The sequence below is a fragment of the Pseudomonas sp. LBUM1647 genome, from assembly GCF_059716175.1.
This window is the reverse complement of the sequence record NZ_CP166809.1, coordinates 4,016,009-4,029,194: the sequence shown is the minus strand read 5'-3', so window position 1 is coordinate 4,029,194 and position 13,186 is coordinate 4,016,009. Positions and strand designations below refer to the sequence as shown.

General features: G+C 61.7%; 10 protein-coding genes. 3 read left to right on the top strand and 7 right to left on the bottom strand.

The window, feature by feature from the left end:
• Positions 1-2 precede the first annotated feature (2 nt).
• Both ACA059_RS18260 and ACA059_RS18255 read left to right on the top strand, forming a co-directional pair.
• Positions 3-1,418, top strand: coding sequence for a Y-family DNA polymerase (locus ACA059_RS18260; RefSeq protein WP_497630404.1), 1,416 nt, complete (start codon positions 3-5; stop codon positions 1,416-1,418).
• Positions 1,394-4,492, top strand: a complete 3,099-nt coding sequence (locus ACA059_RS18255; protein ID WP_497630403.1) for an error-prone DNA polymerase — start codon at positions 1,394-1,396, stop codon at positions 4,490-4,492. The genes ACA059_RS18260 and ACA059_RS18255 overlap by 25 nt, the downstream gene beginning before the upstream one ends.
• A 222-nt stretch (positions 4,493-4,714) precedes the next feature.
• Here ACA059_RS18255 and ACA059_RS18250 read toward each other — a convergent pair whose 3' ends face one another.
• The 7 genes from ACA059_RS18250 to ACA059_RS18220 all read right to left on the bottom strand — a co-directional run bounded on the left by ACA059_RS18250 (position 4,715) and on the right by ACA059_RS18220 (position 12,105).
• Entirely contained in the window at positions 4,715-5,377 is a 663-nt protein-coding gene (locus ACA059_RS18250; RefSeq protein ID WP_497630402.1) for a flavin reductase family protein, read from the bottom strand.
• Positions 5,378-5,389: 12 nt separating this feature from the next.
• Positions 5,390-6,877: an amidohydrolase family protein gene (locus ACA059_RS18245; protein ID WP_497630401.1), complete on the bottom strand. Its 1,488-nt coding sequence runs from the start codon at positions 6,875-6,877 to the stop codon at positions 5,390-5,392.
• A complete protein-coding gene (locus ACA059_RS18240) occupies positions 6,874-8,070 on the bottom strand; it encodes an amidohydrolase family protein (protein ID WP_497630400.1) in 1,197 nt (398 codons plus the stop codon). Before ACA059_RS18240 ends, ACA059_RS18245 begins: the two co-directional genes overlap by 4 nt.
• A 156-nt stretch (positions 8,071-8,226) precedes the next feature.
• Positions 8,227-9,279 (bottom strand): extracellular solute-binding protein, encoded by a 1,053-nt coding sequence (locus ACA059_RS18235; protein WP_497630399.1) that lies wholly within the window; start codon positions 9,277-9,279, stop codon positions 8,227-8,229.
• Positions 9,280-9,315: 36 nt separating this feature from the next.
• Positions 9,316-10,104: an ABC transporter permease gene (locus ACA059_RS18230; protein ID WP_497630398.1), complete on the bottom strand. Its 789-nt coding sequence runs from the start codon at positions 10,102-10,104 to the stop codon at positions 9,316-9,318.
• Positions 10,101-11,018: an ABC transporter permease gene (locus ACA059_RS18225; protein ID WP_497630397.1), complete on the bottom strand. Its 918-nt coding sequence runs from the start codon at positions 11,016-11,018 to the stop codon at positions 10,101-10,103. Before ACA059_RS18225 ends, ACA059_RS18230 begins: the two co-directional genes overlap by 4 nt.
• A gap of 1 nt (position 11,019) precedes the next feature.
• Positions 11,020-12,105, bottom strand: a complete 1,086-nt coding sequence (locus ACA059_RS18220) for an ABC transporter ATP-binding protein (protein ID WP_497630396.1) — start codon at positions 12,103-12,105, stop codon at positions 11,020-11,022.
• A 140-nt stretch (positions 12,106-12,245) separates the two neighbouring features.
• On the opposite strand from ACA059_RS18220, the gene ACA059_RS18215 reads away from it, so the two are divergent.
• The gene (locus ACA059_RS18215) at positions 12,246-12,935 is read left to right on the top strand and encodes a GntR family transcriptional regulator (protein WP_008154995.1); all 690 of its coding nucleotides are present in this window, start codon (positions 12,246-12,248) and stop codon (positions 12,933-12,935) included.
• Positions 12,936-13,186 lie beyond the last annotated feature (251 nt).

Genomic DNA, 13,186 nt, shown 5'->3' with positions numbered 1-13,186 from the left:
CCATGCGCTGGGTCTGTATTCTCTTCCCGCAATTGGCGCTGGACGCGGTACTGCGTCAGCGCGCCGATCCTGATGAGCCGCTGGCGCTGCTGACCGGACCGGCCCAGCGTCGGGTGTTGCAAGCGGTTAATGCTTCGGCCCGGGCGCTGGGCTTGCGTCCGGGCCAGTCGATGACCGCCGCCCAGGCCTTGAGCAAAGGGTTTGTCACGGCTGAATACGACGCGGCCGAGATCGAGCACTGGCAGCAGTTTCTGGCCGCCTGGGCTTATCGATTCAGTTCACAAGTCAGCGTGCATTACCCGCGTGCGGTGGTGTTTGAAATCGAGTCCAGCCTGGGATTGTTCGGCGCCTGGCCGCAATTCGAGGCGAGGTTGCGGACCGAACTCGGCGAGTTGGGGTTTCGCCATCGGATTGTTGCCGCGCCCAACCCGGTGGCCGCACGGGTGCTGGCCAACGCTTATGACGGTCTGGTGGTGCCCGACGACCAAGCCTTGCAACATCATCTTGGGCAGCTGCCCATCGACCGGATCGGGCTGGAAACCAGCGTTGCCACCGCGTTGTCGCGCATGGGGTTGCGCACCTTGAGTCAGGTTCAGGCGTTGCCTCGCCATAGTCTGGCCCGGCGTTTCGAGGCCCAGGTGCTCAAGCATCTGGACGCCTTGCTCGGGTTACGGCGGCTGGCGCTGGCGTTCTACTTGCCGCCGGACCGGTTCGATGTGCGCATCGAGCTCAACTTCGACGTGCAGTCCCATCAGGCGCTGCTGTTTCCGTTACGCCGACTGACCGGCGACCTGTCGGCGTTTCTTTGCGGTCGGGACAGCGGCGTGCAGCGTTTCGACCTGCACCTGGAACACGCCGGGTTGCCGGACACCGTCATCAAGGTCGGCCTGCTCAGCGCCGAACGTGATCCGGCGATGCTCTTTGAACTGGCCCGGGGCCGATTGGAGCACGTCCAGGTCGAGGCCCCGGTGCGCGGTTTTCGCCTGCGCGCCGAAGACTTGCCGGCCTTCGTTCCCCAGTATCAGGAGCTGTTCGACGATCGCCCGCAGCAGTCCTTGCCCTGGGAGCAACTGCGCGAACGCTTGCGCGCGCGGTTGGGGGATGACGCGGTGCAGGGCTTGCGGTTCCAGGGCGATCACCGGCCGGAATGCGCGTGGCAGGCCAGTGCCGACAGTCAGCGCTGTGCAGGGCTGCCTGCGGTGCAACGTCCGGGTTGGCTGCTGACTGAGCCGCTGGCGGTGCACGAAGGTTCGACGCGCATCCTGATGGGGCCGGAACGCATCGAGTCCGGTTGGTGGGACGGCGCCGATGTGCGCCGCGATTACTTCCTGATCGAAACCCGTACCGGCCAGCAGGGCTGGGCCTATCGCGCGGTCGGTGAGGACGGCCCGTTGTGGCTGCAAGGCTGGTTCGCATGAGCGTCGACTATGCCGAGCTGCACTGCCTGTCGAACTTCAGTTTTCAGCGCGGTGCTTCCAGTGCCCTCGAGCTCTTTCAGCGGGCGAAAAAACAGGGCTATCAGGCCTTGGCGATCACCGATGAATGCACCCTGGCCGGTATCGTCCGCGCCTGGCAAGCGGCCAAATCCGTGGAGCTACCGCTGATTATCGGCAGCGAAGTGCGCATCGAGAACGGTCCGAAACTGGTGTTGCTGGTGGAAAACCTCGAGGGTTACCAGACCCTGTGTCGACTGATTACCCGAGCGCGGCGCCGCACGCAGAAAGGCCAGTATCAAGTGCTGCGGGAAGACTTCAGTGAGCCCTTGCCGGGGCTGTTGGCGTTATGGGTGCCGGACGCCGTCGATGACTTCGAACAGGGCCACTGGCTGAAACAGACCTTCGTCGATTGCCTGTGGCTGACCGTCCAGCTGCATCGCGGCCAGGACGATACCCGGCGACTGGGCGCGCTGCTGGCCTTGGCGAGGGAGCTGCGAATCCCGGCAGTGGCCAGCGGTGATGTGCACATGCACGCCCGTGGGCGGCGCGCCTTGCAGGACACCATGACCGCGATCCGTCATCACCTGCCGGTGGCGGAGGCCGGGTTGCGTCTTCATCCCAATGGCGAGCGGCATGTGCGCAGTCTCGAGGCTCTGCAATCGATCTATCCGCAAACACTGCTCGACGAAACGCTGACCATCGCCCGGCGCTGCACTTTTGATCTCGGGCAGTTGCGTTATCAGTATCCCCGGGAGTTGGTACCAGAAGGCCAGACAGCCACGTCCTGGCTGCGGCATCTGACCGAAGAGGGCATCGCGTGGCGCTGGCCAAAAGGCCCGCAGGCCCAGGTGCTGACGCAGATCGACAAGGAACTGGAGCTGATCGCCGAGCTGGGCTACGAAAGCTATTTCCTGACGGTTCACGACATTGTGCGTTTCGCCCGTGAGCAAAAAATCCTGTGTCAGGGCCGTGGTTCGGCGGCCAACTCGGCGGTGTGCTTTGCCTTGGGCATCACGGAAATCGATCCGGATCGCACCACGCTGTTGTTCGAGCGCTTTCTCTCCAAAGAGCGCAACGAACCGCCGGACATCGACGTCGATTTCGAACACGAACGCCGCGAAGAAGTCCTGCAGTACGTGTTCCAGCGTTATGGCCGGACCCGCGCAGCGTTGACGGCGGTGGTCAGCACCTATCACGCGGCCGGCGCGGTGCGTGATGTGGCCAAGGCCTTGGGTTTGCCGCCGGATCAGATCAACGCCCTGGCCGATTGCTGTGGCCACTGGAGTGATGAAACACCGCCCGTGGAGCGCCTGCTTGAAGGCGGGTTCGATCCCGAGAGCCCGGTGCTGCACCGGGTGCTGAGCCTGACGGGGCAGCTGATCGGTTTTCCCCGACACCTGTCCCAGCACCCCGGCGGTTTCGTGATTTCCGAGCAGCCTCTGGACAGCCTGGTCCCGGTGGAAAACGCCGCCATGGCCGAGCGCACCATCATCCAGTGGGACAAGGACGACCTCGATGCCGTCGGGCTGCTCAAGGTGGATATCCTGGCGTTGGGCATGCTCAGTGCGATCCGCCGCTGTTTCGATCTGTTGCGCCGTCATCGCCATCGGGACCTGAGTCTGGCGACGATCCCGTCCGAAGACTCGCAAACCTACGACATGATCGGCCGTGCGGACACCATTGGCGTGTTTCAGATCGAGTCCCGGGCGCAGATGTCGATGCTGCCGAGGCTCAAACCCCGGACCTTCTATGACCTGGTGATCGAGGTGGCGATCGTCCGTCCGGGGCCGATTCAGGGCGGGATGGTGCATCCGTACCTGCGACGCCGAAACAAGGAAGAACCGGAGATCTATCCGTCGCCGGCACTGGAAGTCGTGCTCAAGCGCACGCTGGGCGTGCCGCTGTTCCAGGAACAGGTGATGCAGATTGCGATTGTCGCCGCCGACTACAGCCCCGGCGAGGCTGATCAGTTGCGCCGCTCCATGGCTGCCTGGAAACGTCACGGCGGACTGGAACCGCACAAGGATCGCCTGGCCGCCGGGATGAAGAAAAACGGCTACACGGCCGAGTTTGCCGCGCAGATCTTCGAGCAGATCAAAGGCTTCGGCAGTTATGGTTTTCCCGAGTCCCACGCCGCCAGTTTCGCCTTGCTGACCTACGCCAGTTGCTGGTTGAAATGCCACGAGCCGGCGGCCTTCGCCTGTGCGCTGATCAATAGCTGGCCCATGGGTTTCTACAGCCCGGACCAGATTCTGCAGGACGCGCGCCGGCATCATTTGCAGATTCGCCCGGTGGACGTGCGCGCCAGCGATTGGGATTGCAGCCTCGAACCGATCACCGGTGCCCAACCGGCGATTCGCATGGGATTGCGGATGATCAAGGGCTTTCGCGAGGACGATGCCCGGCGCATCGAAGCCGCACGGCCGAAGGGGGCGTTTATCGACATTGCCGACCTCGGCGAACGGGCGCGACTCGATGCCCGCGCCCAGGAGCAACTGGCCGATGCCGGTGCGCTGCGTGGACTGGCCGGCGACCGTCATCGGGCGCGCTGGGAAGTGGCGGGGGTGCAAAAACAGCTCGGCTTGTTTGCCGGTCAGCCAAGTCAGGAGGAGGGCGCGGTGTCGTTGCCCAAACCCACCGTCGGCGAGGACCTGCTAGCCGATTACAACAGCGTCGGCACCACCCTCGGTCCGCATCCGCTGGCGTTGTTGCGGGGTGAATTGAAAGCCCGGCGCTGCCGCAGTTCGAAGGAACTGCTGGAGGTCGAGCATGGACGACCGGTCAGCGTCGCCGGGCTGGTGACCGGTCGACAACGCCCGGGCACCGCCAGTGGCGTGACCTTTGTCACCCTTGAAGATGAGTTCGGCAACGTCAACGTCATTGTCTGGCGCGACCTGGCCGACCGGCAGCGCCAGGTGTTGGTCGGCTCGCAATTGCTCAAGGTCGACGGGCGCTGGGAAAAGGAAGGCGAAGTGCGGCATTTGATTGCCGGACGGTTGAGTGACCTGAGCCCATTGCTCGACGGCATCAGCGTACGCAGCCGGGATTTCCGTTGACCTGTGGCGAGGGAGCTCATGTGGTGAGGGGATTTTTGTGGCGAGGGGATTTAGCGAAACGTCGCACCGCCCCGTTCGGCGGCGAAGCCGTCGTAAAAACCGGTGAATGCAGTTTTTCTGAAACTATTGCGGTAGCTGGTTTTGGGGCTGCTGCGCAGCCCAACGGGGATAAATCCCCTCGCCACAAAAACTCACTTGCCACAGGTTATAGGTGGCAGCTGATTACTTGGTGACAGGCCAAAACCTTTCGCCACCCCCCGGCGCCTCCGTCCACGCCTGCAACGACCGTGTCGGCAAATCGAAATAATCCCGCGTGCGCGCATACCCATGCCCACCCATCCGGCCAATCGCATCGAGCCCGAGCTGATCGATATACAGGGTTTTCGGGTCGATCAATTCATCCCGCACATGCGCCATCAACACTTCGCCAAAGATAATCTCCCGGGACTGCCCGATGGACAGCGCCATCATCCGCCGACACTCCAATGCCACCGGGGCTTCGCCGATTCGTGGGCATTTGACCGTGGTGCCGGGAATGGCAGTGAGGCCGGCGGCCGTCAGCTCGTCGAAACCGGGGGCGAACGGCACGGCGCAGACGTTCATGGCTTCCACCAGGGCATCGCTGACGATGTTTACGGTGAATTCCTGGTTGAGCTGGATATTGCGCGTGGTGTCCTTGGGGCTTTGGTCGCCGTAGTTTTCCACGCCCAACGCGAGGATCGGCGGGTCGGCCGAGAGGGCGTTGAAGAAGCTGAAGGGCGCGGCGTTGATCCGGCCTTCGCCGTCGATGGTGGTGACCAGGGCAATCGGCCGTGGCACCACGCTGCCGATCAGAATCTTGTATTTGTCTCGCGGGCTCAATTGGCTGAAGTCGAAGCTTTGCATGGGCAGAATTCTCTAAAGAAGTGGATCAATCGCGCTCAGCGGCGCGTGTGCGCTGTAGTCGTCAGCGAACGGGATGGCCGGTTTGAACAGGCCTTTCCAGTCCGGTTGGCCAAAGGCCCGGTCGCTGTGGCTGCGCATCAGTTTTTCGAATTGTTGTTGGGCCTGGCGTTGCAGGGCGGGGTAGTCGACGCCTTGAACCTGACCGTCCTGCATCACGCAGCGGCCGTCGATGTAGCTGGCGATGCAGTCGTCACCGCGCCCGGCCAATACCAGGTTTTTCAGTGGGTCGAACAGGGGCCCCAAATGCAGGCCGCGAAGGCTGAACACCGTGATGTCGGCCTTGGCGCCCGGTGCCAAGCGGCCCAGATCGTCGCGGCCCAAGGCCTTGGCGCCGCCGAGCGTGGCCGCGTTGTAAAAGTCCAGCGTGCTGGTCAATGAGGCACCGCCCTCCATCAATCGCGCGATGTTCAGACCCTGGCGCATGTTTTCCAGCAAATCCGCCGGCCAGGTGTCGGTGCCCAAGGCGAAGTTGATCCCCTTGGCGCGATAACGACCGAAGGTGTTCAGCGCCTCGCCGTCACGGGCAAACACCACCGGGCAATGCACCAGACTCGCGCCGCCATCCACCACGCGTTGCAGATCATCATCGCCTGAGGTGTAGAGGCCGTGGGGCAGCAGACTGCGCGGGGTCAGCAGGTCCAGTTGCTGCAACCAGGTCAGGGGTGACACGCCGCGCAGTTGCTCGACCATCGCCACCTCACCGAGCCCCTGGCAGCAATGCAAACGCATCGGCGCGTTCAGTTCCCGACTCAGCGCGGCAGTACGTTGCAGCAGCTCCGGAGTGCACGTCTGGATACGGTCCGGCAGCAGCGCGCCGCGAATCAAACCCCCATGAGCACCGTCGAAATCATGGAAAAACCGCACAGCCGCATCGAGCCCGGCTATGCCTCGCGCTTCATCCCAGTGATGCCCGAGGCTTCCATCGGCGCGCCAGTAACTCATGCCGCTCATGTAGCAGGGGCCGAGGTAAGTCCGCAGCCCCAACTCGGCAGCCACACCGGCCACTGCAGAAAACTCGTCGTAAGTCTCGGCCCACTCGCGGTAATACATCGAGGTGATCGGCATGGCGGTGGTGATGCCGTTGCGGATCAGTTGAGTGAAGGCGTAGCGGTATTTGAAGACTTCTTCATCGGGGCTGTAACTCTCTCGCGGACCGCTTGCCAGGTAGTCCTCGGACCACATCCGGCCCATGTCGCGCTCATCTCCGTTGTCCAGCGTCAGCACCGTCGAATCAAGATCCCCGAGCGCATCCAGATCGATGAAGCCCGGACCGATCAACGCGTTGCCGTAATCAATCCACTGATCCACCGGCCCCGGATAGTCACGCCCGACAAACACGATGCGCGAACCTTCGAACACCACTTCGCCGTCGCGCCACAGCACGTGTTGCGTGCCGTCGAAACCAACGACGCAGCTGCCCTTGAGGCCAATGCGCTTCACAAGCGACTGTCCAAAAGTTTGCCAGCTGTGGCGATCAACTCACCGCCGCGATAAACCTGCCGCACCGGTCGCGACACCACCGCCTCACCCAGCGTCTGTACCGGCATCAGCAAAAAGTTCGCTGGCGCACCGATCTCCACCCCATAACCTTCACAACCCAACGCCCGAGCGCCATTCACCGTCGCGGCTTCGAACGCCGCCGCCAGTTCATCGTCTTTGTTCAAGTCGAAACGAAAGGCCAGCAGCATCGCCCGTTCCAGCATGTCGCCGTTGCCCATGGGCGACCAGGCATCGCGAATGCCGTCCGAACCCAGGCAGACATTCACCCCGGCCTCGCGTAGTGCGAGGAACGGCGGCACCGCACAATCGGCCGGCGCCGAACTCATCAGTGAAATGCCCAGCGCCGCCAAACGCTCGGCCACCGGTTTGACCTGGCTCCACGGCAACATACCCAGGCAGTACGCATGACTGATCATCACCCGACCCTGACACCCGAAGCGCTCGGTGTAGTCGGCGATCAGCGCGATCTGCCACAGGCCCAGTTCGCCCTTGTCGTGCAGGTGAATGTCGACGCCACGCTCGAATTCACAGGCCAGCTTAAAGACGAAGTCGAGCTGGGCGATGGGGTTGTTGTCGATGCCGCACGGGTCGAGGCCGCCGACATTTTCCACGCCCAGGGCCATGGCTTCGCGCATCAGTTCGGCGGTGCCAGGGCAGCTGATCAGGCCGGTTTGCGGGAACACCACCAGTTGCAGATCGATCAGGTCGCGGTAGCTTTCGCGCAGCTGTTGCATGGCCTCGACGTGGCGCAGGCCGAATTCCGGGTCGATGTCGACGTGACAACGCATCGTCAGCGAGCCACGGGCGATGCAGTTTTCCAGCAGGGCGCCGGCGCGTTGGGCAATCGGTGCCTGGACTTCACGCAGCACGCGGCGCTCGTTGGCGATGTAGTCCTTGAGCGTCGGGCCGGCGCTGTTCGGGCGCCAGGGTTCACCCCAGAGGGTTTTGTCCAGGTGAACGTGGCTTTCCACCAGGGCAGGGGTGAGGAGCTGGTTTAGGCCGTCGATGTCGGTGGTGGTCAATGGAGCGGTGGAGGCGGGGCGTCGATCTTTGAACAGGCCGTTTTCGATCAGCAGGTCTTCGGCGGTTGAACCGTAGGGCCGCACGTTGCGCAGCCAGCGGGGTTGGGTCATATCAAGCCTCAAATTTTGTGGTGTTTGGGCGGGCCTCATCGCGAGCAAGCTCGGCTCCCACAGGGTTCTCGGTTGGAAAACTATCTTTGTTCCAACACAAACCCTGTGGGAGCGAGCTTGCTCGCGATAGCCGCGCCTCGGTTTAAAGCCAGCCAATCAACCCTTGAGCTTCGACCAGATCCGGTCCTGCAGCTCACGCGCCTTGTTGCTGCACTCTTTCTCCGGGCGCAGGCGCGAGGCGAACTCATCGGGCATGTTGATCGCGTCCATCACCCGCCATTTGGCGTCGATCAGCTTGTCGCTCTGGATACCGTTGTCGTAGGCGATGGCGTTGGACACGGCGGCGGCGTTTTCCGGCTTCATCATCCAGTCGATAAAGATCTTCGCGTTGCCAGGGTGCGGGGCGCTTTTCGGTACGGCGAAGTTGTCCTGGAACATGGCCAGGCCTTCGCGCGGGTACACGTACTTGATGGTCCTTTTTTGCAACGTGGCGCGGGCGGTGGAGCCGTTCCAGTTCTGCATCATGATCACTTCACCGGAGGCCATGCGGTCGACGGTGTTGTCCGAGCTGTACATCTTCAAGTGCGGTTTCTGTTTTTGCAGCAGCTCCAGAATGCGCTTGGCGTCCTGCGGGTTTTCGCTGCATTCGTCGACGTTCAGGTAATGGCTGGCCGCGTTGATCACACTGCTGGAGGTGTCGAGCGCGGCGAGTTGGCCTTCGAGTTCCTTGCGCGGTTCGAAGAACTCTTTCCAAGAGTCATCGAGTTTGCCGCCGGGCACCCGCGCGCTGTCATAGGAAAACCCGGTGGTGCCCCAGAGGTACGGGGCGGAGAACTTGCGGCCCGGGTCGAAACCCGGGTCGCGGAAGGCCGGTTTGACGTACTGGAAGTTGGGCAGGGTCGACGCGTCGATTTGCAGCAGCAGGTTCTGGTTGATCAACGTGCGCATGATCGATTGCGACGGCACGATCACGTCATACGCCGCGCCGCCGGCCTGCAACTTGGCCAGCAGGGTTTCGTTACTGTCGTAGCCGTCCATGGTGACCTTGATCCCGGTCTCCTTTTCGAACTTGGCCAGCAATTCAACCGGGTAGTAATCGGTCCAGTTGTAGAAGAACAATTCCTTGGGTTCGGCGGCCTGCGCGGTGAAAACGCTGAAGCAACTGAGGGCCAGACCGGCGACGCCGTAACGCATGCTTTTCAAGATCATTGTTTTACGCTCCGAAAGTACCGCGAAGGAAAGGGCTCATAGTTTTTTGCCGCGCTGTCCCAGCCAGAAGGCCAGCACCACCAGCACGATGGAAATCACCAGCATCAGGGTCGAGATCGCGTTGATTTCTGGCGTTACGCCGGACTTGATCGCCGAGAAGATGTACACCGGCAACGTCGTCGAACCGGGGCCGGCAACGAAGAAGGTCATGATGAAATCGTCGAGGCTGACCACGAACGCCAACACCGAACCAGACAACACCGCCGGCCACAGCAGCGGCAGCGTCACTCGACGAAACACTTGCCACGGGTTGGCGTACAAATCGTTCGCCGCCTCCAGCAAGCTCTTGTCCAGGTCATTGAGCCGCGCACGGATCGGCAGGTAGGCGAAAGGAATGCAGAAGCCAATGTGCGCGACGATCACCGTCAGCAAACCGAGCTTGATCCCCAGGGCCATGAACAGCAGCAGCGTGGCGACGGCGGTGACGATCTCCGGCAGGATCAGCGGCAGGTTGATCCCGCCCTCGACCATCTTCTGTCCATAGAACGGCCGGTAAGTCGCCAATGCAGCGAGCAAGGCAATGGCCGTGGCGCAGACCGTGGCGATGCCGGCGACGATGATCGAGTTCAGCGCGGCGGTCTGGATCGACGGGTTGGCCAGAATCCTTCCGTACCAGGCAAAGGAGAACTCGGTCCACACCGTGGCCGAACGGTTGGCGTTGAAGCTGTAGGCGATCAGCACGAATATCGGCACGTACAGATAGGCCAGGATCAGCAGGCTGACTTCGCGGGTCATCGGCAGTTTTTTCAGGTGCAGGGCGATCATGCGGTGGCTCCCCGACGTAGAGTTTTGGCGGCGCTGCGGCTGTAGAGGGCGTAAAGCACCAGGGACAGCAGCAGAATCCCCAGCAACAGGAACGACAGAGAACTGCCCAGCGGCCAGTTACGCGCGGTGCCGAACTGTTGCTGAATCAGGTTGCCGATCATCAGCGTCTTGCCGCCGCCGAGAATCGCCGGGGTGATGAAGGCACCGAGACTCGGCACAAACACCAGCAATGCACCGGCAATCACGCCGGGCATCGACAGCGGCAGGATGATCCGCTTCAGCGCGTGCCAGCGATTGGCGCCGAGGTCGTAAGCCGCTTCCACCAGACGCCAGTCGAGTTTTTCCAGGGTCGAATAGATCGGCAAAATCATGAACGGCAGGAAGCTGTAGACCAGCCCGACGCTGACCGCGAAGTCGTTGTAGAGCAGGGTGATGCCACCGGCCTGGGGGAACAGCGCGTTGAGGCTCTGCGCAACCCAGCCATGCTCGCGCAGGATGATTAGCCAGGCGTAGTTGCGAATCAGCAGGTTGGTCCAGAACGGAATGGTGATCAGCAACACCATGAGGTTGCGCCGCTGCGGTGTCAGGCTCGACATCCACAAGGCCACCGGGAAGCCGAACAGGAAACACAGCAACGTGGTGCCACCGGCCTGGAACACCGAGCGCAACAGCGCCTGGGCGTAGACCCAGTTCAGCTCCAGTTCACCGTCGAAACCTTCCTGGAAAAACAGCTGCACGTAGCTTTGCAATTGCCAATTGGCCTGCCAGTCGACGCCGCCATACACGTTGCGCGGCAACAGGCTGATGTAGCCCATGATACCGAGCGGAATGGCGATCAGCGCCAGCAAAGTCAGAACCACCGGGCTGAGCAACAGCGCGCGGTTGAGGGCGGGAGAAGTGCTGCTGACGCTCATCTCAGGCCTCCATCAACAGGCAGGCGTGGGGCGGCAGGTTGACCGCAACGCGATCGCCGACCACCCGGCCGCGGTTCAGGCCTTCGTTGTTCTCGCGCAACATGACCTTGATGTCGTTGTTCAACCGGCACTGGTAAAGGGTCGCGGTGCCGACATACAACACCGCTTCAATCACGCCACGCAGGTGATGCGGTTGCGCCGGGTCGACCAATTGCGAGCGTTCCGGGCGGAACGCCAGTTGCACTTTGGTGCCGTCGAAGCCTTGAGCCGGGCAAGGGATCTCCACCGGCATGCCGCTCGGCACGAACAGTTTTTCGTTCTGCTGGCCGCGCTTGAGGTGGCCGGGGAGGAAGTTGATGTCGCCGATGAACTGCGCAACGAATTGGTGCTGCGGCCGTTCGTAGATATCGTTCGGTGTGCCGATTTGCAGGATCTTGCCGGCCGACATCACGGCGATACGGTCGGACAGGGTCAGTGCTTCTTCCTGATCGTGGGTGACGAAAATGAAGGTGATCCCGGCTTCCTTCTGTACGCGCTTGAGTTCGACCTGCATTTCCTTGCGCAGCTTCAAGTCCAGCGCCGACAGCGGTTCGTCAAGCAACAGCACTTTGGGTTTCGGCGCCAAGGCCCGGGCCAGGGCCACGCGCTGCTGCTGGCCGCCGGACAACTCGGCCGGTTTGCGCTGGGCCAGGTGTTGCATTTGCACCAGCGACAGCATTTCATCGACCCGTTGCGGGATGAGCTTGCGATCAAGACCCTGCATCTCGAGGCCGAAGGCGATATTCTGCGCGACGCTCATGTGCGGAAACAGCGCGTAGCTCTGGAATACGGTGTTGACCCGGCGCTTGAACGGTGGCAAATCATTGACCGGTTCGCCCGCCAGACGAATCTCGCCCTCGCTGACCTGTTCGAAGCCGGCGATGGTGCGCAGCAGGGTGGTCTTGCCGCAGCCGGAAGGGCCGAGCAGGGTGAAGAATTCGTTGTCGGCAATGTCGACTGAAACGTTGTCGAGGGCTGGAGCCAGCCCCGGATCGTCGGAATACCGCTTGGAGACGTTACGCACTTCAATCGCTGTTGGATGACCCATATTGGTGCATTCCTCTAATTATTGTATGCAATATCTGGATGCAATCTAGAAATAACCGGATTAATCTGCTCGTGCAACCCCCTTTTGAAAGGGCTGATCGTCGGCAGGGGCTGGTTGCTTAGCGCTAAAGGAGTGTTCAGATGACCGAGAAAAAACTCGAGACCACGGTCGACCGCGTCTACCAAGGGGTTTACGAGGCGATCAGCAAACGTTCATTGCGTCCCGGGATGAAGCTCGGCGAAGCGTCATTGGCCGAACTTTTTAATGTCAGCCGGACGTCGGTTCGTGCCGCGCTCAAACAGTTGGAGGCCGATGGCCTGGTCACCACCGAGCCCAACAAAGGGGCGTCGGTGTCGTTGCCCAGTGATGAGGAGATCCGCTCGCTGTTTGAAACGAGGCGCCTGATCGAGATCGGCATCGTCACTGAGCTCTGTCGTCGTCGTGATACTGCCGTGACCCAGGACCTGCGTGATCACCTGTTACTGGAGGATGAAGCGCACCGCAGTGGCGACCATGAAAGGCTGATTCATTTGCTCGGCGAGTTCCACATCAAGCTCGCGCAAAGCCTGAACAACCCGGTGTTGCTGGACTGGTTCCGCAAGCTGATTTCCCGCGCCTCGCTGTACGCCGCCGCGCTGGATGACGACAGTCACGAAGCTTGCCGCGACGATGAACACCTGCGGCTGATCGAGTACATCGAAGCCGGCAACCAGAGCGCCGCGATCGAACTGACCTGCATGCATTTGAATGGCATCGAGAAGGCCATTCTCGACGTCGCCGCCACGCTGAAAACCGGCTACCACCCGCTCAAGCACCTGATCGAGGTTTAGTGTTCTGCGCCGATTCCCTTGTAGGAGCTGCCGCAGGCTGCGATCTTTTGATCTTGCCTTAAAAAAGCAAAGTCAAAAGATCGCAGCCTGCGGCAGCTCCTACAGGGTAGATGCTTCGTACCCCAACGGGAGCATGCTCCCTCGCCACAAAAGCCCCGCTGTCACAGAGGTTTAGCGAATCAGCTAACCTCTATGAAACCATTGGCGACCGCGATGCTCGAAACAAACGGGCACGCACCGTCCTCATGGCG